An 18,778-nucleotide genomic window follows, 5' to 3' on the forward strand; every position below is an offset into this window, starting at 1 on the left:
TTTTTTGGGCGTTCGAGCGGGCTTTCCATTATATCATTTTCTTAAAAAAAAAGAAAAAGGATGCCATTTCAATCCCTACCGCATTAATCTCGTATTAAAGGCAAGGTAGAGCAACGCAATAAACCTTCCTGTTTAGAAATTTCTGCATAAGGCACTTCTTCTACAGTAATTCCCTGCGCTCTTAACCACGTGTTTAATCTGGTAAAGTTTTTCTCTGAAATTACTACATCTTCAGCAATAGAAAAGATGTTGCTGTTCATCGCATACATCTCATCACTATCAATTTCATATACGTTTTCTTTTCCGTAGAAATTAACCAACCATTCATATTCTTCTATATTTAAAAAACCATTTTTATGAAGAATGGCTTTGTCTTTTCCTACAGGTTGAAAACAGCAATCTAAATGTAAAGCATTCATTCTAGGGTCTGTGGCAGATTTTCTAAGGTTAAAAGACTTCACTTTTTTCTGCGGAAACATTTCTTGCAAAGCGTGTACCGCCTTCATATTGGTTCTCGCTGTAATGTAATTGCTATAATCGCTTTCTGTATACGTTCCTACAAAAATATAATCTCCTATAGGCATCACATCGCCTCCTTCAATATGGTGATCTTCTGGAAAGCGGTGTACTTTTTTAGGATTTATTTGGTCGATTACTTCATGAATGGCATCAATTTCTCTTTCTCTGTCTGGCAAAATATTAGCTTTGAAGAAAATGTCTTCTATCACAAAGCCTATGTCTCTAGTGAAAATCTGATTGTAATCTTCAATTAATTCGGGTCTAAAAATTTTCACCTCATATTTCTCCAATACTTTTTGAACCGCAGTCATTTCTTTTTCCATATCTTCCTCTATGGGATAGGTTCCAGCTTTAATGTATTCAGCCGATTTTGGATCGTAAGCCTCTTCTAAAGTGGGTGTTGGTCCATTGCTATTTGCTAGTCCTAAAACTACGGCCCTAAGCCGAGAAGTTTCATTAGTAATATGAAGTTTCAACATCGATTTTAATTTTTTACAAATATAAAAAAAGCTTCATATCTCTATGAAGCTTTTAACTTTACTTATTTGAGGAGTACTATCTTTTTGAGATGTCTTTAAACTCTCTTAAGTTTTCTCCTGTGTAAACCTGTCTTGGTCGCCCAATTGGTTCTTTTTCTAAACGCATCTCTCTCCATTGAGCAATCCATCCTGGCAATCTACCCAAAGCAAACATTACCGTAAACATTTCGGTAGGGATTCCTAAAGCTCTATAAATAATTCCAGAATAAAAATCTACATTTGGATATAATTTTCTATCTACAAAATAGCTATCTTCTAAAGCTTCTTTTTCTAAACCTTTTGCGATATCCAACACAGGATCTTCTACCCCTAGTTGTTCTAGAACTTGATCTGCAGATTTTTTAATAATTTTAGCACGTGGGTCAAAATTCTTATATACACGGTGTCCAAATCCCATTAAACGGAATGGATCTTCTTTGTCTTTGGCTTTTCCCATATATTTTTTGGAATCGCCGCCGTCTTGCTTAATATTTTCTAACATCTCAATCACCGCTTGATTGGCCCCACCATGAAGTGGTCCCCAAAGAGCAGAAATTCCTGCAGAAATAGAAGCAAACAACCCTGCGTGAGAAGAACCAACGATTCTTACTGTAGAGGTCGAACAGTTTTGCTCGTGATCTGCATGTAAGATTAATAATTTATTTAAAGCTGACGAAACCACAGGATCTAAGTCATAATGTTCTTCGTGTGGTGATTTAAACATCATTTTTAAAATGTTGTCTACATAACCTAAAGAACTATCTCCATAATCTAAAGGCTGTCCGTTTTTCTTTCTAAGTGTCCAAGCAACTAAAACTGGAAATTTGGCGAGCAACTTAATAATTGCATTGTACATCTCTTCATCTGAGTCTACGTTTACCGCACTTGGATTAAAAGCGATTAAAGCACTCGTTAAAGAAGATAAAACTCCCATTGGATGAGCCGATTTTGGAAAACCATCTAAGATCTTCTTCATCTCTTCATCTACATGAGATTCTTTTTTAATGTCTTTATACAGCTTGTCTAATTGCTCTTGTGTTGGCAATTCTCCAAAAATTAACAAATAAGCTACTTCTAAAAAACTCGCTTTATCTGCTAATTCTTCAATAGAATAACCACGGTAACGTAAAATCCCCTTTTCTCCATTTAAGAATGTAATCGCACTTTTGCAAGATCCAGTATTTTTATATCCTGGATCTAGTGTAATTAATCCTCCCGTATCTGCTCTTAAAGATTTAATCTCGATAGCAACCTCGTTCTCGGTTCCTACAACTACTGGAAACTCATATTTTTTCCCGTCTAGTTCTATAGTAGCTTTATTTGACATATATCTGATCTATTTTTTTATTTTAAGTTCTGCTAATTTACAAAAAATACATTTAATTGTTAAATAAATGCTCTTGTAAATTTGCTCAAAGAGCCTGTATTGCTGTTAATTTATTCTTAAGTCAATTTATTTTGCAAATAAAAAAGCTTTACGATAAAGTGAAGCTTTTTTTTTAACTGATTTTGCACGCTGAATTAGATTTTAAAAGCCGCCCTTTTGGGGTAATACGCAACAGCCCCTAATTCTTCTTCAATACGTAATAATTGGTTGTATTTGGCCATACGATCACTTCGTGAAGCAGAGCCAGTTTTAATTTGACCCGTGTTTAAAGCTACAGCTAAATCTGCAATGGTATTGTCTTCAGTTTCTCCAGAACGGTGAGACATTACCGAAGTAAAGCCTGCATTATGCGCCATATTAACGGCAGCAATGGTTTCGGTTAAAGTACCTATTTGATTCACTTTAATAAGTATGGAATTGGCGATATTTTCTTTAATTCCCTTTCCTAATCGTTCTACATTGGTGACGAATAAATCATCACCTACTAATTGTACTTTATCTCCAATCTTTTCGGTTAGTATTTTCCAGCCTTCCCAGTCGTTTTCATCCATTCCATCTTCAATAGAAAGAATAGGATAATTTTGACTTAATTCAGTCAAATACTCCGCTTGCTCTTCACTACTTCTCACCTTTCCTGAGTCTCCTTCAAATTTCTTGTAATTATAGTTTCCGTCTTCGTAGAATTCCGCGGCAGCGCAATCTAAAGCCAACATAATTTCTGTACCAAAAGAATAACCTGCGTTTTCTACCGCCAATTTAATACTATCTAAAGCATCTTCTGTTCCCTTAAGTGTTGGTGCAAACCCACCTTCATCTCCTACTGCAGTACTTAAATTTCTATCGTGTAAAACCTTTTTTAGCTGATGAAAAATCTCTGTTCCCATTTGTAAAGCTTCCGTAAAGGTTTCGGCTAAAACAGGCATAATCATAAATTCCTGAAAAGCGATAGGTGCGTCACTATGAGAACCTCCATTAATAATATTCATCATAGGAACGGGAAGCGTTTTTGCGCTTACACCGCCTACATAACGATATAACGGCAATCCAAGCTCATTCGCCGCAGCTTTTGCTACTGCAAGAGAAACGCCTAAAATCGCATTGGCTCCTAATTTTGATTTATTGGGAGTTCCATCTAAATCGATCATCATTTGATCTATGGCTGCTTGTTCAAATACCGAGTGTCCCATCAAATGATTGGCAATATCTACATTTACATGCTCAACGGCTTTTAAAACTCCTTTTCCTTGATAATTTTTGCCGCCATCTCTAAGCTCTACAGCTTCGTGTTCTCCTGTTGAAGCTCCAGAGGGAACTGCTGCTCTTCCCAAAATTCCGTTTTCTGTGATTACATCTACTTCTACAGTTGGGTTACCACGAGAGTCAAAGATTTGCCTGGCATGGATTTGTATAATTAAGCTCATATAATTTATTATTTTTCGTCTACAAAATAATATTTTCTTAGAATAATCTAAGCTTTAGACTGATTGATATTTTCTATAAATTGATCGAATAAATACGAAGCATCATGTGGCCCTGGACTAGCTTCTGGATGGTATTGAACCGAGAAACAGTTTTTATTCTTCATTTTTAATCCCGCCACTGTCTCATCATTAAGATGAATGTGTGTGATTTCTAGATTTTCATTTGTTTCCAGTTCTTCTTTATTCACAGTAAAACCATGATTTTGAGAAGTAATTTCACCTTTTCCGGTAACTAGGTTCTTTACAGGATGATTTATTCCTCTATGTCCGTTATGCATTTTATAAGTAGAAACTCCATTTGCTATCGCAATAATTTGATGTCCTAGACAAATACCAAATAAAGGTTTATCCTCTTTTATGATATTTTTAGCTAGTTCAATCGCTTCTGAAAGAGGCTCTGGATCCCCTGGACCATTAGAAAGAAAAAATCCATCTGGATTAAATTTATTCATTTGCTCGTAGGTAGCATTGTAGGGAAATACTTTGATGTAGCAATCTCTACTAGCCAAGTTTCTTAAAATGTTCTTTTTAATACCAACATCCAAGGCCGCAATTTTATATTTGGCACGCTCTTCTCCTATAAAGTAAGGTTGAGTCGTAGAAACTTTAGAAGCCAACTCTAAACCATCCATATGAGGTTTACTGGCAAGTTCTTCCTTAAGCGCATCAATAGCATCTATCTTTGTGCTTATCACAGCATTCATAGCTCCGTGATCTCTAATGTACGCTACTAAAGCTCTCGTATCTACATCTGAAATTGCGAGTAACTTGTTGATTTCTAAAAACTCTCTTAGACTTAAATCTGCCTTTGACCTTGAATAATTGTAGCTAAAGTTTTTACAAATTAAGCCAGAAATTTTTATTCCATCAGACTCTACTTCTTCGGTTTGGGTACCATAATTACCAATATGTGCATTGGTGGCCACCATGAGTTGACCGTAATAAGATGGGTCTGTGAAAATCTCTTGATAGCCGGTCATCCCAGTATTAAAACAAACCTCTCCAAAAGCACTTCCTTCTTGATTTCCTATTACTTTACCCCAAAAAATAGTGCCGTCTTCTAATAATAACAACGCTTTTTTACGAATTTGATACTTCATTGTGTATAGTATTGATATGAATAAAAAGGTTAAAAAAAAAGGATAAACTACTAGAGCTTATCCTTTTTAAAATATTTATTTAAGAATCATCTTACTCTTCTTCTTTAGATGAATCTTCTTTTTTTGTAGTCTCTGCATTAGCTTCAGTAGCTTTTGCTGAAGATTTTCCACGTCTACTACGACGTGTAGAAGATTTCTTCTTAGTAGTTCCTGAAACATTGTAAATTTCATTAAAGTCTACCAATTCGATAAGTGCCATATCTGCATTATCTCCAAGACGATTACCTAATTTAATAATACGTGTATATCCTCCTGGTCTATCTCCTACTTTAGGTGCTACTTCTCTAAACAATTCTGAAACAGCATACTTATCACGCAATTTTGAAAAGACAAGTCTTCTGTTATGCGTAGTATCTTCTTTTGATTTTGTCACTAAAGGCTCTACAAATTGCTTTAAAGCTTTCGCTTTTGCTACCGTAGTATTAATGCGTTTATGCTCAATTAAAGAAGCTGCCATATTTGCAAGCATTGCTTTACGATGCGCAGTTTTTCTACCTAAATGATTTATTTTTTTTCCGTGTCTCATGACATTTTTATTTAATCATCATCTTGCTACCAAACTCATTAAGATGAGGAGCAAAATATGACGTATTAATCTTTATCTAATTTGTATTTTGAAAGATCCATTCCGAAATTAAGACCTTTAACGTTCACCAGTTCTTCTAGCTCTGTTAAAGATTTCTTTCCGAAGTTACGGAACTTCATCAAGTCATTTTTATTATAAGATACTAAGTCTCCTAAGGTGTCTACTTCTGCAGCCTTCAAACAGTTAAGCGCTCTTACAGATAGATCTAAATCTACCAGTTTTGTCTTAAGCAATTGACGCATATGTAAAGATTCTTCGTCATAGGTTTCCGTCTGAGCGATTTCATCTGCTTCTAGCGTAATTCTCTCATCCGAGAATAACATAAAGTGGTGAATTAAAATCTTCGCAGCTTCCGTTAAGGCATCTTTAGGATGTATAGAACCATCTGTACTGATTTCGAAAACTAATTTTTCGTAATCTGTTTTCTGCTCTACACGAAAGTTTTCAATACTATATTTAACGTTCTTTATAGGCGTATAAATAGAGTCTGTATAAATTGTTCCTAAAGGCGCATTACCTTTTTTATTCTCTTCTGCAGGAACATAACCTCTACCTTTATCGATAGTAAGTTCTATATTAAGGTTCACACTTTTCTCCAAGTTACAAAGTACCAAATCTGGGTTTAATACTTGAAATCCAGAAATAAACTTCTGAAAATCTCCAGCTGTAATTTGATCTTTACCAGATAAAGAGATCGTAACACTTTCGTTATCAATATCTTCTATTTGCCTTTTGAAACGCACTTGTTTCAAATTCAAAATAATTTCTGTAACGTCTTCTACAACTCCAGAAATGGTAGAAAATTCGTGATCTACACCTTCTATACGTAGAGAAGTAATTGCGAATCCTTCAAGAGAGGATAACAGTACTCTCCTTAAAGCGTTACCAACTGTTAATCCGTAACCCGGTTCTAAAGGACGAAATTCAAATTTCCCTTCAAACTCGGTTGAATCGATCATGATAACTTTATCGGGCTTCTGAAAATTTAGTATGGCCATATTTTGAGTTCTGTCAATTAAATTATTTCGAATACAATTCGACGATGAGTTGTTCATTTATAGTTACTGGAATCTGAATACGTGAAGGAACAGAAACAAATGTACCTTCTTTCTTTTCACCATTCCAAGTAATCCACTCATATACTGCACTAGAGTTTTCTAATGAAGACTGAATAGCTGTTAGCGATTTAGATTTCTCTCTCACTCCTACTACATCTCCAGCTTTTAACTGATAAGAAGGAATATTTACACGTTCATTATTTACAGTAATATGTCTATGAGAAACCAATTGTCTAGCTCCGTTTCTAGAAGGAGAAATTCCCATTCTAAATACTACGTTGTCTAAACGAGATTCACACAATTGCAACAACACCTCTCCAGTAATCCCTTGAGCTGCATTTGCTTTTTTAAACATACCTCTAAATTGACGCTCCAATATACCGTAGGTATATTTTGCTTTTTGCTTTTCCATTAACTGGATAGCATATTCAGATTTTTTTCCACGACGTCTATTATTACCGTGTTGACCTGGAGGATAATTTCTTTTTTCAAAAGATTTATCATCTCCAAAAATAGCTTCACCAAACTTTCGAGCTATTTTAGTTTTTGGACCAGTATATCTTGCCATATATTTATTCTTTTTAGAAGGTGATTATGAATTAAGGTCTTACTTTTAATCCTTCGATAATCGTAGTCTCCCTCTTGTTTATACTTTTATTATTATACTCTACGTCTCTTAGGAGGACGACACCCGTTGTGAGGAATTGGTGTAATATCGATAATCTCTGTTACTTCAATCCCTGCATTATGCAATGATCTTATAGCAGATTCTCTACCATTACCAGGTCCTTTCACATATACTTTTACTTTTCTAAGTCCAGCTTCGTGTGCTACTTTTGTTGCATCTTCTGCAGCTAATTGAGCAGCGTAAGGAGTATTTTTCTTACTTCCTCTAAAGCCCATTTTTCCTGCTGAAGACCAAGCAATTACATCACCACCCTTATTAGTTAAAGAAACGATGATGTTATTGAATGAAGCCGAAATATGTGCTTCTCCAAAAGACTCAACGATTACTTTACGTTTTTTATTTGTTGACTTTGCCATGGTTACTTATTATTTAGTTGCTTTTTTCTTGTTCGCAACTGTTTTTCTTTTTCCTTTACGTGTTCTAGAGTTATTTTTTGTACGCTGACCTCTAAGCGGTAAACCTACTCTATGTCTAATTCCTCTATAACAACCGATATCCATTAAACGCTTTATGTTTAACTGAACTTCAGAACGTAATTCACCTTCAATTGTATAAGTACCAATAGCTTCACGAATCCTTCCGATCTCTTCATCAGTCCAATCTGAAACTTTTGTACTTTCGTCTACTTTGGCATTCTTAAGGACTTCTTGAGCTCTACTTTTGCCAACTCCGAAGATATAGGTTAATGCTATAACTCCTCGCTTTTGTTTCGGTATATCAACACCTGCTATTCTTGCCATAATTAGCCTTGTCTTTGTTTAAATCTAGGATTCTTTTTGTTAATAACGTAAAGTCTACCCTTCCTGCGAACAATCTTGCAGTCGGCACTTCTTTTTTTTATGGATGCTCTTACTTTCATCTATTTTAATTTTATCCGATTAGTAATCTATTTACTTGAAAAGGATTACTTATATTTTTTTCAGCACGCAAAAGTAATAAAAAAAATATTAATAACCACTATATCGGTCATTTAGTATCTATAGGTTATTCGAGCCTTAGTTAAATCATAAGGACTCATTTCCAATTTCACCTTATCCCCTGGTAGTAATTTAATATAATGCATTCGCATTTTACCTGAGATATGCGCAGTCACAATATGACCATTTTCTAATTCTACACGAAACATAGCATTAGATAATGCTTCTACTATACTTCCGTCTTGTTCAATTGATGGTTGTTTTGCCATAATTTAAGCTACTGATTTTCTATTTTTTCCAGATTTCATTAAACCGTCATAGTGTCTATTTAACAAATAGGAATTTACTTGTTGAATTGTATCAATCGCAACCCCTACCATAATTAAAAGAGATGTCCCTCCAAAGAATAATGCCCATCCTTGCTGTACGCCCAAAGAGACAACTATTGCAGGAAAAATAGCAATTAAGGCCAAAAATATAGAACCTGGTAAAGTTATTTGAGACATAATACGATCCAAATACTCTCCGGTTTCGGTTCCTGGTCTTATTCCCGGGATAAACCCTCCACTACGTTTTAAGTCATCAGCCATTTTATTGGTAGGAACCGTAATTGCCGTGTAGAAATATGTGAAAATAATAATCAACAACGCAAAGACTAAGTTATACCAGAACCCAAACATATTATTAAATGCTGCAGTTACTCCTTGTGCCATTTCTGAATCTGATAATCCAGCCACAGCCGCAGGAATAAACATAATTGCCTGTGCAAAAATGATTGGCATTACACCTGATGCGTTTAACTTTAATGGGATAAATTGTCTTGCACCACCAAATATATTCTTCTCATAACCTCCAGTGGAATTTCTACGCGCATATTGTACAGGTATTTGTCTTACTGCCATTACCAGCATCACAGATGCGAGAATAATAGCAAACCAAATAGCCAATTCAATTAAGATCATAATTAGACCACCATTAGATTCGGTTACACGAGATTGTATTTCTTGTAAGAATGCTTGAGGAAGGGTAGCAATAATACCCACCATAATTAATAAAGAAATACCGTTCCCAATACCTTTATCTGTAATACGTTCTCCAAGCCACATTGCAAAAATACACCCTGTGGTTAAGATGATAACTGACGAAACAACAAAACTTAGTGAGTCTCCTAACAAGAAAGCAGAATCTGGTAAAGTAGCATATAGGTTATAAATATAACCAGGACCTTGAACCAAAGTGATCGCTATGGTAAGCCATCTTGTAATTTGATTAATCTTCTTTCTACCACTTTCTCCTTCTTTTTGCAACTTTTGCAAATAAGGAACTGCTATTCCCATTAACTGCACCACAATAGAAGCAGAGATATAAGGCATAATACCCAAGGCAAAAATAGAAGCATTAGAAAATGCTCCTCCTGTAAAGGCATTAAGTAAACCTAGTAAACCACCATCTGTTTGGTTGGCTAAATCTGCTAATTGAGTCGCGTCGACTCCTGGAAGAACTACCTGCGTACCAAAACGATAGACAAGCAAAAGCCCAAAAGTAATCATGATACGATTTTTGAGCTCTTCTATCTTCCAAATGTTTTTTATTGTTTCAAAAAATTTCATTCTAAACTTGTTATAAGGTTATAGCTTCTCCTCCTGCAGCTTCAACAGCCTTTTGAGCAGTTGCAGTGAACTTATGTGCAGAAATTTTTAATTTCGCCTTAAGCTCGCCTCTACCTAATATTTTAACTAACTCGTTTTTTCTTGCCAAACGGTTTTCAACAAGAGTTTCAAAATCGACAGAATCTGTTATTTGTCCATCGTCTACTAATTTCTGAAGTGTATCTAAGTTAATTCCTTGATACTCTTTTCTATTAATATTGGTAAAACCAAATTTTGGAACTCTCCTTTGAAGTGGCATTTGCCCTCCTTCAAAACCTATTTTCTTAGAATATCCAGAACGAGATTTAGCCCCTTTGTGACCACGTGTAGATGTTCCTCCTTTTCCAGAACCTTCTCCACGACCTATTCGTTTACTGTTATTTCTAACTGAACCTGTTGCAGGTTTTAAGTTGTATAATTCCATGTGTTCGTTTATTTTGCTTCTTCTACAGAAACTAAATGATTAACTTTATTTATCATTCCAAGGATATTAGACGTGTCGTTATGTTCTACTGTTTGTCCAATTTTCTTTAAACCTAAAGCTTCTAATGTTAGCTTTTGACTCTTGGTACGATTAATAGCACTTTTTACTTTAGTTACTTTTATCTTTCCCATTTTATCCTTGAATTATCCGTTAAAAACCTTATCTAATGATATCCCACGTTGCTTCGCTACAGTTGCCGCACTTCTTAATTGTAATAATGCGTCAAATGTTGCTTTTACCACGTTATGAGGGTTAGAAGAACCTTGGTTTTTAGAAAGTACATCTTGTACTCCTACAGATTCCAATACCGCACGTATAGCTCCACCTGCAATAACTCCAGTACCTGCTGCTGCTGGAAGTAATAAAACTCTAGCACCGCCATATTTACCTTTTTGCTCGTGTGGAAGTGTTCCTTTATCTAAAGGAATACGAACTAAATTCTTTTTAGCGTCCTCAACCGCTTTCGAGATTGCTTCTGCTACTTCTTTAGACTTTCCTAAACCTTGACCAACAACACCGCTCTCATCTCCTACAACAACAATTGCAGAGAATCCGAAGGCTCTACCACCTTTCGTTACCTTAGTAACACGTTGTATTCCAACTAAACGATCTTTTAAATCTAAGCCACTTGGTTTAACAAGTTCTACGTTTTTATAATCTTGATACATATCTTTTAGAATTTAAGTCCTCCTTCTCGAGCACCTTCTGCTAATGATTTAACTCTACCGTGGTATAAATATCCACCTCTATCGAAAGTGATAGCTTCTACCCCAGCTTTTGCTGCTTTATCTGCTATTAACTTCCCAACAGCCGCCGATACTTCATTTTTAGTACCTTCAGTTGTAATTCCTTTATCTCTAGAAGAAGCCGCTGCAAGAGTCTTTCCACTTACATCATCTACCACCTGCGCATAAATTTCTTTATTGCTTCGGTATACCGATAATCTTGGTTTACTTGCAGTACCCATAAGGTTCTTACGGATTCTTTTTCTGATTTTATCTCTTCTCTTTTCTTTTGAAAATGCCATAACTCCTTTATTAAGCTGATTTACCTGCTTTTCTTCTCACTTGTTCACCTACAAACCTAATTCCTTTTCCTTTGTAAGGTTCTGGAGTACGGAATGAACGAATTTTCGCCGCTACCTGACCAACTAACTGCTTGTCAAAAGAAGTTAATTTAATAATAGGGTTCTTACCTTTTTCAGCAATAGCCTCTACGGTTACCTCAGGAGCTATATCCATCACTATATTATGTGAAAAACCAACAGCCAAATCTAATTTTTGTCCTTGATTAGAAGCTCTATATCCTACTCCTATCATTTCTAATTCTTTAGTGAATCCTTTAGATACACCTTCTACCATATTATGGATTAAAGATCTATACAAACCGTGTTTAGATTTAAAGTCTTTCTTCTCAGAAAACCTTTCTAGCAAAACTTGATCGTCTTCCACTTTAATATCTATATCAGAAAATTCTTGAGTTAATTCTCCCAATTTTCCCTTTACAGTTACCATACCATCATTTACGCTTACCGTAACACCTTCTGGAATTGCAACTGGACTTTTACCTATTCTTGACATAATTTTTGTCTTTTAAAATTTAGTAAACGTAGCAAAGTACTTCGCCTCCAACTTTCTCTTTCTTAGCTTGCGTTCCTGTCATTACTCCGTGAGAAGTAGAAACAATAGCAATACCTAAACCATTCAAGATTCTAGGAAGTTCGTCTGCACCAGCATATTTACGTAAACCAGGTTTACTTATTCTGTTCAATTTCTTAATCACTGACTCTTTAGTGTCTTTATCGTACTTAAGAGCAATTTTGATAGTCCCCTGAGCGGTTTCCTCCTCAAACTTGTAACTAAGAATGTATCCTTGGTCGAACAAAATCTTTGTCATTTGCTTCTTTAAGTTAGAAGCCGGAATTTCTACTACTCTATGGCTTGCTGCCACCGCATTTCGAATTCTCGTTAAATAATCTGCAATAGGATCTGTATTCATTTACTTAAATTTGTGGTTGTGGTTTTCTCAATAGAACCTGCAACCTGTTTATAATTTTACCAGCTTGCCTTTTTAACACCTGGAATTAATCCTTGATTAGCCATTTCTCTAAACATAACACGAGAAAGACCAAACTGTCTCATATAGCCTTTTGGTCTACCTGTTAATTTACAACGGTTGTGTAAACGTACAGGAGAAGAGTTTGCAGGTAGTTTTTGTAAACCTTCATAATCCCCAGCTTCCTTTAAAGCGGCTCTTTTTTCGGCATACTTTTTTACCATTTTTTCTCTCTTCACCTCACGGGCTTTCATTGATTCTTTAGCCATAATTAATTCTTTTTAAAAGGTAATCCTAGTTCAGTTAACAATGATTTCGCTTCTTTATCTGTAGTTGCGGTCGTTACAAAAGTAATATCCATTCCTGAAACTTTGTTCACTTTATCGATATTAATTTCTGGGAAAATTATTTGCTCAGTAACTCCTAAACTATAATTTCCTCTCCCGTCAAATCCAGTAGCTTTTATTCCGCTAAAATCACGTACACGTGGAAGTGAAGCTGTGATTAAACGATCTAAAAATTCATACATGCGTTCTCCTCTTAACGTAACTTTGGCGCCAATTGGCATACCTTTACGTAATTTAAATGAAGCAACATCTTTTTTAGACATAGTAGATACGGCTTTTTGACCAGAAATCGCAGTAAGTTCATCTACAGCGTGATCAATAAGTTTCTTGTCAGCTACAGCAGCCCCAACTCCCCTACTAAGAACAATCTTAGAAAGTTTGGGAACCTGCATTACATTTTCGTAACTGAATTCTTCTGTAAGAGCTTTAATGACCTTGTCTTTATACTCTTGTTTAAGTCTTGGTACGTAACTCATAACTAAATTACTTCATTAGATTTTTTTGAAAATCTTACTTTTTTCTCTCCTTCTACCTTATATCCAACACGTGTAGTGTTTCCATCCTTATCTAATAAAGAAAGATTAGATATATGTATAGGTGCTTCTTTTTTCACAATGCCTCCTTGCGGATTAGATGCGCTTGGTTTCTCATGTTTTGAGATCATATTCACACCTTCAACAATTGCTTTATTTTTCTCAATCAATACCTTGTGTATTTTTCCTTCTTGACCTTTATGGTCACCAGCAATTACACGTACTGTATCTCCTGATTTGATTTTAAGCTTTGTCATTTTTTCTGTATTAAAGCACTTCTGGTGCCAGTGATACAATCTTCATAAATTGTTTATCACGAAGTTCTCTTGCAACAGGTCCAAAAACACGTGTTCCTCTCATCTCTCCCGTTGGGTTTAATAAGACACAAGCATTATCGTCAAAACGAATATATGATCCGTCTGCCCTACGCACTTCTTTTTTGGTACGAACAACAACTGCTGTTGAAACTGCTCCCTTCTTAATGCTTCCATTAGGAGTAGCTTCCTTTACACTAACAACGATTTTGTCTCCAACAGAAGCGTAACGCTTCTTTGTACCTCCCAATACTCTAATGGCTAAAACTTCTTTAGCGCCGGTATTGTCTGCTACTTTTAATCTAGACTCTTGTTGTACCATAATTACTTCGCTCTTTCAATTATTTCTACTAATCTCCAACATTTAGATTTACTCAAAGGTCTTGTTTCCATGATCCTTACTGTATCTCCTTCGTTGCAGTCGTTTGTCTCGTCGTGTGCTACATACTTTTTAGTCTTCAAGACGTACTTCCCGTACATGGGATGTTTCATCTTTTTTACTTCAGCAACAACAATAGATTTCTCCATTTTGCTACTAGTAACAACACCTACCCGTTCTTTTCTTAAGTTTCTTTTTTCCATCTTACTTCAGCAGAATTATTGTAATTCTCTTTTTGTGATTTCTGTAGTCAAACGCGCGATAGTCCTTCTTACAGTTCTCAACTGTGCCGGGTTATCTAAAGGCGTGATTGCATGTGCCATCTTTAAATCTCTATAAGATTGTTTAGAGCTAGCTACTTGCTCGTGCAAGTCCGCTACAGATAATTCTTTTACTTCTGATTGTTTCATAATTAAAAAATTATTCTTGATAATCTCTAGCTATAATAAATTTGGTTCTCACCGGTAATTTTTGAGCTGCTAAACGCAATGCTTCTTTTGCAATGGCTTGAGGCACCCCTCCAATTTCGAATAAAATTCTTCCCGGTTTAACAACTGCTGCCCAATACTCTACGTTACCTTTACCCTTACCCATACGAACCTCTAGAGGCTTTTTAGTAATTGGCTTATCTGGGAAAATTTTGATCCATAAAGATCCTTCCCTCTTCATATAACGAGTGGCTGCAATACGTGCAGCTTCAATTTGGCGCGCAGTAACAAAATTAGAGTCTAATGATTTGATTCCGAAGGTACCGTTCGAAAGCCTATGCCCTCTACCGGCATTTCCTTTCATACGTCCTTTTTGTTGCTTACGATATTTTGTTCTTTTAGGCTGTAACATTTCTTATGCTTTAAAAAATTACTTTCTACGACGTGATTTGTTACCACCTCGACCAGATCCAGATTTCCCTCCTTGCTTCTTAGATAATCCAACAAGTGGAGAAAGTTCTCTTTTTCCGTAAACCTCACCTTTCATGATCCATACTTTAACACCCAACCTACCGTAAGTAGTGTGAGCTTCTACTAAAGCATAGTCAATATCGGCTCTAAATGTGGAAAGAGGGATTCGTCCATCTTTGTATGATTCTGAACGTGCCATCTCTGCCCCGTTTAAACGACCAGAAATTTGGATTTTGATTCCTTCAGAATTCATACGCATTGCAGCAGCAATAGCCATCTTTATCGCACGACGATATGAGATTCTATTCTCAATTTGTCTAGCAATACTTGCTCCCACTAGATGGGCATCAACTTCAGGTCTTTTAATTTCAAAAATATTAACCTGAACCTCTTTACCCGTAATTTTTTTAAGCTCTTCTTTTAACTTGTCTACCTCTTGTCCACCTTTCCCAATAATGATACCAGGTCTAGCTGTAGTGATAGTAACGGTTACAAGTTTAAGCGTGCGCTCAATAATTACTCTAGATACACTAGCTTTAGAAAGACGAGCATGGATATACTTTCTAATCTTATCGTCTTCAGCTAATTTATCGCCGTAGTCATTTCCTCCGTACCAGTTAGATTCCCATCCACGAATGATACCAAGTCTATTTCCGATTGGATTTGTTTTTTGTCCCATACTACTTCTTAGCTTTGTGTATTATTTTTAGATCCCAACACTAATGTAACGTGGTTCGATCTTTTTCTTATTCTATGTGCTCTTCCTTGCGGTGCAGGACGCAGTCTTTTCAACATACTTCCACCATCCACACGAATTTCTTTTACAAACAACTCTGCCTCTTCAACACTCGCATCTTCATTTTTTGCTTGCCAGTTAGCTATAGCTGACAACAAAAGTTTCTCTAATCGACGAGAAGCTTCTTTAGAATTGAATTTTAAGATTTGAAGCGCTTTTTCTACACCTTCACCCCTTACTAAATCCGCTACTAAGCGCATTTTTCTTGGGGAAGTAGGGCAGTTATTTAGTTTTGCAAAAGCTATCTGCTTTTTAGCTTCCTTTATTTGCTCTGCTCTTTCTCTTTTACGAACTCCCATAGCTTCAATTATTTTTTACCTTTATTTTTCGCACCTTGGTGTCCTCTATACGAGCGAGTTGGTGAAAATTCTCCTAATTTATGACCTACCATATTCTCTGTTACATATACAGGAACAAATTGTTTCCCATTATGAACTCCTATAGTTTGCCCTACAAAATCTGGAGTAATCATAGAAGCCCTAGACCAAGTTTTGATCACAGATTTCTTACCAGACTCAACATTTTGAGTTACCTTTCTCTCTAATTTATAGTGAACGTAAGGTCCTTTTTTTAATGAACGTGCCATATCTTATTATTTCTTTCTACGTTCTACAATATACTTATTACTCGACTTGGTTTTAGAACGAGTTCTGAAACCTTTAGCAGGAAGACCTTTTCTAGATCTTGGATGACCTCCAGCAGATTTTCCTTCTCCACCTCCCATTGGGTGATCGACAGGATTCATCACAACCGGTCTTGTTCTAGGCCTTCTTCCCAACCATCTACTTCTACCAGCCTTACCAGACACTAACAACTGATGATCACTGTTAGAAACAGCTCCAATAGTTGCCATACAACCTGCTAATATCATTCTAACTTCACCAGAAGGAAGTTTAACTGTAGCGTATTTCCCTTCTCTTGCCATTAATTGAGCAAAAGAACCTGCACTCCTCGCCATCACAGCTCCTTGCCCAGGACGAAGTTCCATACAAGAAATAATAGTACCTAATGGTATTTGGCTTAAAGGCATCGCATTTCCTATTTCAGTAGCCACATCTGCATCTCCTGACACTAGGTTTTGACCTACCTGCAAACCGTTTTGTGCGATTACGTAACGCTTTTCGCCATCTTGATAATTTAATAACGCAATAAAAGCGGTTCTATTCGGATCATATTCTATAGAAGCGACTGTTGCAGGAATCCCTGATTTGTCTCTCTTAAAATCGATGATACGATAGCGCTTTTTATGACCTCCACCTATGTAGCGCATGGTCATTTTTCCTTGACTGTTTCTACCTCCAGATCTTTTGTTCGGAGCGAGCAAGCTCTTCTCCGGCTTATCAGTACTAATGGCGTCATACCCATTAACTACTCTAAAACGCTGACCAGGAGTGATTGGTTTTAACTTTCTAACCGACATTCTCTAATTCTTAAAGATTAGTATATAAATCTATAGTTTCTCCTTCCGCCACCTGTACAATTGCTTTCTTATAAGCACTTGTTTTACCAGTTACAACTCCCGTTTTTGTATACCGAGATTTGCGATCAGGACGGACATTCATTGTGCGAACTTTTTCAACTGAAACGCCATAAGCAGACTCAACTGCATCTTTGATTTCAATCTTGTTCGACTTATTATTTACTACAAATGCAAAACGATTGTTTAACTCACTATCGCTAGTTGCTTTTTCTGTAATAATAGGTTTTATTAAGATACTCATAACGTTTATTTGCTAAAATTCGACTCAATTCCTTCTAACGCACCTTCCAAAACTATCACTTTTTTCGCATTAAGTATTTTATAAGTACTTAGCTCAGAGGAAGTTATAACTTCAGAAGTTTTTAAATTACGTGATGACAAATATACATTTTTATTTGAACCACCCAAGATTATTAGAGATTTTTTACTTTCTGCACCAATACCTTTTAAAACTTCTATTAAATTTTTAGTTTTTGGAACATCAAATTGAAAATCTTCTACCACAACTATTTCGTTGTTTTTAGCTTTTTGACTAAGAACTGATTTACGTGCAAGACGCTTTAAGTTCTTATTTAATTTAAAACCGTAGTTTCTTGGTCTTGGTCCAAAAATACGACCTCCACCTCTAAAAATACCAGACTTAATACTACCAGCTCTAGCGGTACCAGTACCCTTTTGCTTTTTAATCTTTCTAGTACTTCCAATAATCTCTGCGCGTTCTTTAGCTTTATGCGTTCCTTGTCTTTGATTTGCCAAGAATTGCTTTACATCTAAATAAACAGCATGATCATTAGGTTCTATTCCGAAAACAGCATCAGAAAGGTTTGCCTCTCTACCTGTTTCTTTTCCTTTAATATCTACAACTGCTACTTTCATTACTTCTGAATAGTTACGTAAGCGTTCTTATGACCAGGTACACATCCCTTAACAACAAGTAAATTCTTGTCTGCCACAACTTTTAACACTTTAAGATTTTGTACTTTCACTTTTTCTCCACCCATTCTTCCGGCCATACGCATTCCCTTGAAAATTCTCGCAGGATACGATGCAGCACCAACAGATCCTGGTGCTCTCAACATACTTTGTTGACCGTGAGTTCTTGTAGATCCTCTAAAGCCGTGTCTTTTCACAACTCCCTGAAAACCTTTTCCTTTAGAAGTACCTGCTACATCCACAAATTCTCCTTCAGTAAAATGTTCTACGGTGATTTCATCACCTAATTTAAGTTCACTTGCATAACCTTGGAACTCGACAACTTTGCGCTTAGCAACAGTACCAGCTTTCTTAAAGTGCCCTTGAGCAGCTTTAGTAGAAGCTTTGTCTGATTTGTCATCGAAACCAAGTTGAAGTGCTTCGTACCCGTCAACCTCATTGGTTCTGACTTGGGTAACTACGCATGGTCCAGCTTGAATAACGGTACAAGGAATGTTCTTCCCGTTCTCGTCAAAAATGCTGGTCATACCGATTTTTTTTCCTATTAACCCAGACATAATTATTAATTTAAATTATTTATTTAAAAGTATTCAGG

Annotated in this window: 32 protein-coding genes; all 32 read right to left on the bottom strand. The window is 36.1% G+C overall.

Annotation, left to right across the window (positions count from 1 at the left end; all coding sequences use genetic code 11):
- Positions 1–83 precede the first annotated feature (83 nt).
- Positions 84–998 (bottom strand): dimethylarginine dimethylaminohydrolase family protein, encoded by a 915-nt coding sequence (locus tag RLT85_RS12700; protein WP_311402425.1) that lies wholly within the window; start codon positions 996–998, stop codon positions 84–86.
- Between the two features lie 76 nt (positions 999–1,074).
- Positions 1,075–2,364: a citrate synthase gene (locus RLT85_RS12705; protein ID WP_311402426.1), complete on the bottom strand. Its 1,290-nt coding sequence runs from the start codon at positions 2,362–2,364 to the stop codon at positions 1,075–1,077.
- Positions 2,365–2,558: 194 nt separating this feature from the next.
- Positions 2,559–3,845 (bottom strand): phosphopyruvate hydratase, encoded by a 1,287-nt coding sequence (eno, locus tag RLT85_RS12710; RefSeq protein ID WP_311402427.1) that lies wholly within the window; start codon positions 3,843–3,845, stop codon positions 2,559–2,561.
- A 47-nt stretch (positions 3,846–3,892) separates the two neighbouring features.
- Entirely contained in the window at positions 3,893–5,005 is a 1,113-nt protein-coding gene (carA, locus tag RLT85_RS12715) for a glutamine-hydrolyzing carbamoyl-phosphate synthase small subunit (RefSeq protein WP_311402428.1), read from the bottom strand.
- Between the two features lie 91 nt (positions 5,006–5,096).
- A complete protein-coding gene (gene rplQ / locus RLT85_RS12720) occupies positions 5,097–5,591 on the bottom strand; it encodes a 50S ribosomal protein L17 (RefSeq protein WP_311402429.1) in 495 nt (164 codons plus the stop codon).
- 65 nt (positions 5,592–5,656) lie between these two features.
- The gene (locus tag RLT85_RS12725; protein WP_311402430.1) at positions 5,657–6,649 is read right to left on the bottom strand and encodes a DNA-directed RNA polymerase subunit alpha; all 993 of its coding nucleotides are present in this window, start codon (positions 6,647–6,649) and stop codon (positions 5,657–5,659) included.
- Positions 6,650–6,671: 22 nt separating this feature from the next.
- Positions 6,672–7,277: a 30S ribosomal protein S4 gene (gene rpsD / locus RLT85_RS12730; protein ID WP_311402431.1), complete on the bottom strand. Its 606-nt coding sequence runs from the start codon at positions 7,275–7,277 to the stop codon at positions 6,672–6,674.
- A gap of 92 nt (positions 7,278–7,369) precedes the next feature.
- A complete protein-coding gene (gene rpsK / locus RLT85_RS12735; protein ID WP_308862620.1) occupies positions 7,370–7,753 on the bottom strand; it encodes a 30S ribosomal protein S11 in 384 nt (127 codons plus the stop codon).
- 9 nt (positions 7,754–7,762) lie between these two features.
- A complete protein-coding gene (rpsM, locus tag RLT85_RS12740) occupies positions 7,763–8,137 on the bottom strand; it encodes a 30S ribosomal protein S13 (protein ID WP_311402432.1) in 375 nt (124 codons plus the stop codon).
- A 2-nt stretch (positions 8,138–8,139) separates the two neighbouring features.
- The gene (ykgO, locus tag RLT85_RS12745) at positions 8,140–8,256 is read right to left on the bottom strand and encodes a type B 50S ribosomal protein L36 (protein ID WP_010519235.1); all 117 of its coding nucleotides are present in this window, start codon (positions 8,254–8,256) and stop codon (positions 8,140–8,142) included.
- A gap of 111 nt (positions 8,257–8,367) precedes the next feature.
- The gene (gene infA / locus RLT85_RS12750) at positions 8,368–8,583 is read right to left on the bottom strand and encodes a translation initiation factor IF-1 (protein WP_311402433.1); all 216 of its coding nucleotides are present in this window, start codon (positions 8,581–8,583) and stop codon (positions 8,368–8,370) included.
- Positions 8,584–8,586: 3 nt separating this feature from the next.
- The gene (gene secY / locus RLT85_RS12755) at positions 8,587–9,924 is read right to left on the bottom strand and encodes a preprotein translocase subunit SecY (RefSeq protein ID WP_311402434.1); all 1,338 of its coding nucleotides are present in this window, start codon (positions 9,922–9,924) and stop codon (positions 8,587–8,589) included.
- Positions 9,925–9,934: 10 nt separating this feature from the next.
- Positions 9,935–10,387, bottom strand: coding sequence for a 50S ribosomal protein L15 (gene rplO / locus RLT85_RS12760; RefSeq protein WP_311402435.1), 453 nt, complete (start codon positions 10,385–10,387; stop codon positions 9,935–9,937).
- A gap of 8 nt (positions 10,388–10,395) precedes the next feature.
- Entirely contained in the window at positions 10,396–10,578 is a 183-nt protein-coding gene (gene rpmD / locus RLT85_RS12765) for a 50S ribosomal protein L30 (protein WP_308862616.1), read from the bottom strand.
- Positions 10,579–10,590: 12 nt separating this feature from the next.
- The gene (gene rpsE, locus RLT85_RS12770; protein ID WP_311402436.1) at positions 10,591–11,115 is read right to left on the bottom strand and encodes a 30S ribosomal protein S5; all 525 of its coding nucleotides are present in this window, start codon (positions 11,113–11,115) and stop codon (positions 10,591–10,593) included.
- A 5-nt stretch (positions 11,116–11,120) separates the two neighbouring features.
- On the bottom strand, positions 11,121–11,474 hold the full coding sequence (gene rplR / locus RLT85_RS12775) for a 50S ribosomal protein L18 (protein WP_311402437.1): 354 nt from the start codon (positions 11,472–11,474) through the stop codon (positions 11,121–11,123).
- Positions 11,475–11,484: 10 nt separating this feature from the next.
- On the bottom strand, positions 11,485–12,027 hold the full coding sequence (gene rplF / locus RLT85_RS12780) for a 50S ribosomal protein L6 (protein WP_311402438.1): 543 nt from the start codon (positions 12,025–12,027) through the stop codon (positions 11,485–11,487).
- A 19-nt stretch (positions 12,028–12,046) separates the two neighbouring features.
- A complete protein-coding gene (gene rpsH / locus RLT85_RS12785) occupies positions 12,047–12,445 on the bottom strand; it encodes a 30S ribosomal protein S8 (RefSeq protein ID WP_311402439.1) in 399 nt (132 codons plus the stop codon).
- Positions 12,446–12,501: 56 nt separating this feature from the next.
- Entirely contained in the window at positions 12,502–12,771 is a 270-nt protein-coding gene (gene rpsN / locus RLT85_RS12790; RefSeq protein ID WP_311402440.1) for a 30S ribosomal protein S14, read from the bottom strand.
- A gap of 2 nt (positions 12,772–12,773) precedes the next feature.
- Positions 12,774–13,325, bottom strand: coding sequence for a 50S ribosomal protein L5 (gene rplE, locus RLT85_RS12795; RefSeq protein ID WP_311402441.1), 552 nt, complete (start codon positions 13,323–13,325; stop codon positions 12,774–12,776).
- 2 nt (positions 13,326–13,327) lie between these two features.
- Entirely contained in the window at positions 13,328–13,639 is a 312-nt protein-coding gene (rplX, locus tag RLT85_RS12800) for a 50S ribosomal protein L24 (protein ID WP_311402442.1), read from the bottom strand.
- Positions 13,640–13,649: 10 nt separating this feature from the next.
- On the bottom strand, positions 13,650–14,018 hold the full coding sequence (gene rplN, locus RLT85_RS12805) for a 50S ribosomal protein L14 (RefSeq protein WP_308862608.1): 369 nt from the start codon (positions 14,016–14,018) through the stop codon (positions 13,650–13,652).
- A gap of 2 nt (positions 14,019–14,020) precedes the next feature.
- Complete coding sequence (gene rpsQ, locus RLT85_RS12810) at positions 14,021–14,278, bottom strand: 30S ribosomal protein S17 (RefSeq protein ID WP_311402443.1); 258 nt, start codon at positions 14,276–14,278, stop codon at positions 14,021–14,023.
- A gap of 15 nt (positions 14,279–14,293) precedes the next feature.
- A complete protein-coding gene (gene rpmC / locus RLT85_RS12815) occupies positions 14,294–14,485 on the bottom strand; it encodes a 50S ribosomal protein L29 (protein ID WP_311402444.1) in 192 nt (63 codons plus the stop codon).
- Between the two features lie 10 nt (positions 14,486–14,495).
- Positions 14,496–14,915, bottom strand: a complete 420-nt coding sequence (gene rplP, locus RLT85_RS12820; protein WP_111541887.1) for a 50S ribosomal protein L16 — start codon at positions 14,913–14,915, stop codon at positions 14,496–14,498.
- Between the two features lie 18 nt (positions 14,916–14,933).
- Positions 14,934–15,653, bottom strand: coding sequence for a 30S ribosomal protein S3 (gene rpsC / locus RLT85_RS12825; protein WP_311402445.1), 720 nt, complete (start codon positions 15,651–15,653; stop codon positions 14,934–14,936).
- 8 nt (positions 15,654–15,661) lie between these two features.
- Positions 15,662–16,069, bottom strand: a complete 408-nt coding sequence (gene rplV / locus RLT85_RS12830; protein WP_308862604.1) for a 50S ribosomal protein L22 — start codon at positions 16,067–16,069, stop codon at positions 15,662–15,664.
- An 8-nt stretch (positions 16,070–16,077) separates the two neighbouring features.
- The gene (gene rpsS / locus RLT85_RS12835) at positions 16,078–16,356 is read right to left on the bottom strand and encodes a 30S ribosomal protein S19 (RefSeq protein ID WP_311402446.1); all 279 of its coding nucleotides are present in this window, start codon (positions 16,354–16,356) and stop codon (positions 16,078–16,080) included.
- Between the two features lie 6 nt (positions 16,357–16,362).
- Positions 16,363–17,190, bottom strand: a complete 828-nt coding sequence (gene rplB, locus RLT85_RS12840; RefSeq protein ID WP_311402447.1) for a 50S ribosomal protein L2 — start codon at positions 17,188–17,190, stop codon at positions 16,363–16,365.
- A gap of 10 nt (positions 17,191–17,200) precedes the next feature.
- Positions 17,201–17,491, bottom strand: coding sequence for a 50S ribosomal protein L23 (rplW, locus tag RLT85_RS12845; protein WP_311402448.1), 291 nt, complete (start codon positions 17,489–17,491; stop codon positions 17,201–17,203).
- Positions 17,492–17,496: 5 nt separating this feature from the next.
- Positions 17,497–18,126, bottom strand: a complete 630-nt coding sequence (gene rplD, locus RLT85_RS12850; RefSeq protein WP_311402449.1) for a 50S ribosomal protein L4 — start codon at positions 18,124–18,126, stop codon at positions 17,497–17,499.
- Positions 18,126–18,740 (bottom strand): 50S ribosomal protein L3, encoded by a 615-nt coding sequence (rplC, locus tag RLT85_RS12855; RefSeq protein ID WP_311402450.1) that lies wholly within the window; start codon positions 18,738–18,740, stop codon positions 18,126–18,128. Before rplC ends, rplD begins: the two co-directional genes overlap by 1 nt.
- Positions 18,741–18,778 lie beyond the last annotated feature (38 nt).

This window comes from Mesonia ostreae (genome assembly GCF_031845265.1).
Classification (GTDB): domain Bacteria; phylum Bacteroidota; class Bacteroidia; order Flavobacteriales; family Flavobacteriaceae; genus Mesonia; species Mesonia ostreae.

What these genes read in the sequence shown, in the direction of transcription:
- rpsK (WP_308862620.1), bottom strand. Translation starts at nt 7,753, where the DNA reads ATGGCAAAGTCAACAAATAAAAAACGTAAAGTAATCGTTGAGTCTTTT.
- rpsN (WP_311402440.1), bottom strand. Translation starts at nt 12,771, where the DNA reads ATGGCTAAAGAATCAATGAAAGCCCGTGAGGTGAAGAGAGAAAAAATG.
- rplR (WP_311402437.1), bottom strand. Translation starts at nt 11,474, where the DNA reads ATGGCATTTTCAAAAGAAAAGAGAAGAGATAAAATCAGAAAAAGAATC.
- eno (WP_311402427.1), bottom strand. Translation starts at nt 3,845, where the DNA reads ATGAGCTTAATTATACAAATCCATGCCAGGCAAATCTTTGACTCTCGT.
- infA (WP_311402433.1), bottom strand. Translation starts at nt 8,583, where the DNA reads ATGGCAAAACAACCATCAATTGAACAAGACGGAAGTATAGTAGAAGCA.
- secY (WP_311402434.1), bottom strand. Translation starts at nt 9,924, where the DNA reads ATGAAATTTTTTGAAACAATAAAAAACATTTGGAAGATAGAAGAGCTC.
- rplF (WP_311402438.1), bottom strand. Translation starts at nt 12,027, where the DNA reads ATGTCAAGAATAGGTAAAAGTCCAGTTGCAATTCCAGAAGGTGTTACG.
- rplN (WP_308862608.1), bottom strand. Translation starts at nt 14,018, where the DNA reads ATGGTACAACAAGAGTCTAGATTAAAAGTAGCAGACAATACCGGCGCT.
- RLT85_RS12725 (WP_311402430.1), bottom strand. Translation starts at nt 6,649, where the DNA reads ATGGCCATACTAAATTTTCAGAAGCCCGATAAAGTTATCATGATCGAT.
- rpmD (WP_308862616.1), bottom strand. Translation starts at nt 10,578, where the DNA reads ATGGGAAAGATAAAAGTAACTAAAGTAAAAAGTGCTATTAATCGTACC.
- RLT85_RS12700 (WP_311402425.1), bottom strand. Translation starts at nt 998, where the DNA reads ATGTTGAAACTTCATATTACTAATGAAACTTCTCGGCTTAGGGCCGTA.
- rplB (WP_311402447.1), bottom strand. Translation starts at nt 17,190, where the DNA reads ATGTCGGTTAGAAAGTTAAAACCAATCACTCCTGGTCAGCGTTTTAGA.
- rplD (WP_311402449.1), bottom strand. Translation starts at nt 18,126, where the DNA reads ATGAAAGTAGCAGTTGTAGATATTAAAGGAAAAGAAACAGGTAGAGAG.
- rpsS (WP_311402446.1), bottom strand. Translation starts at nt 16,356, where the DNA reads ATGGCACGTTCATTAAAAAAAGGACCTTACGTTCACTATAAATTAGAG.
- rpsH (WP_311402439.1), bottom strand. Translation starts at nt 12,445, where the DNA reads ATGAATACAGATCCTATTGCAGATTATTTAACGAGAATTCGAAATGCG.
- rplQ (WP_311402429.1), bottom strand. Translation starts at nt 5,591, where the DNA reads ATGAGACACGGAAAAAAAATAAATCATTTAGGTAGAAAAACTGCGCAT.
- rplW (WP_311402448.1), bottom strand. Translation starts at nt 17,491, where the DNA reads ATGAGTATCTTAATAAAACCTATTATTACAGAAAAAGCAACTAGCGAT.
- rplC (WP_311402450.1), bottom strand. Translation starts at nt 18,740, where the DNA reads ATGTCTGGGTTAATAGGAAAAAAAATCGGTATGACCAGCATTTTTGAC.
- rplP (WP_111541887.1), bottom strand. Translation starts at nt 14,915, where the DNA reads ATGTTACAGCCTAAAAGAACAAAATATCGTAAGCAACAAAAAGGACGT.
- rpsC (WP_311402445.1), bottom strand. Translation starts at nt 15,653, where the DNA reads ATGGGACAAAAAACAAATCCAATCGGAAATAGACTTGGTATCATTCGT.
- rpsM (WP_311402432.1), bottom strand. Translation starts at nt 8,137, where the DNA reads ATGGCAAGAATAGCAGGTGTTGATATACCGAAACAAAAGCGAGGAGTT.
- rplX (WP_311402442.1), bottom strand. Translation starts at nt 13,639, where the DNA reads ATGACAAAGCTTAAAATCAAATCAGGAGATACAGTACGTGTAATTGCT.
- RLT85_RS12705 (WP_311402426.1), bottom strand. Translation starts at nt 2,364, where the DNA reads ATGTCAAATAAAGCTACTATAGAACTAGACGGGAAAAAATATGAGTTT.
- rpsD (WP_311402431.1), bottom strand. Translation starts at nt 7,277, where the DNA reads ATGGCAAGATATACTGGTCCAAAAACTAAAATAGCTCGAAAGTTTGGT.
- rpmC (WP_311402444.1), bottom strand. Translation starts at nt 14,485, where the DNA reads ATGAAACAATCAGAAGTAAAAGAATTATCTGTAGCGGACTTGCACGAG.
- rplE (WP_311402441.1), bottom strand. Translation starts at nt 13,325, where the DNA reads ATGAGTTACGTACCAAGACTTAAACAAGAGTATAAAGACAAGGTCATT.
- rplV (WP_308862604.1), bottom strand. Translation starts at nt 16,069, where the DNA reads ATGGGAGTTCGTAAAAGAGAAAGAGCAGAGCAAATAAAGGAAGCTAAA.
- rpsQ (WP_311402443.1), bottom strand. Translation starts at nt 14,278, where the DNA reads ATGGAAAAAAGAAACTTAAGAAAAGAACGGGTAGGTGTTGTTACTAGT.
- ykgO (WP_010519235.1), bottom strand. Translation starts at nt 8,256, where the DNA reads ATGAAAGTAAGAGCATCCATAAAAAAAAGAAGTGCCGACTGCAAGATT.
- rplO (WP_311402435.1), bottom strand. Translation starts at nt 10,387, where the DNA reads ATGGAATTATACAACTTAAAACCTGCAACAGGTTCAGTTAGAAATAAC.
- carA (WP_311402428.1), bottom strand. Translation starts at nt 5,005, where the DNA reads ATGAAGTATCAAATTCGTAAAAAAGCGTTGTTATTATTAGAAGACGGC.
- rpsE (WP_311402436.1), bottom strand. Translation starts at nt 11,115, where the DNA reads ATGTATCAAGATTATAAAAACGTAGAACTTGTTAAACCAAGTGGCTTA.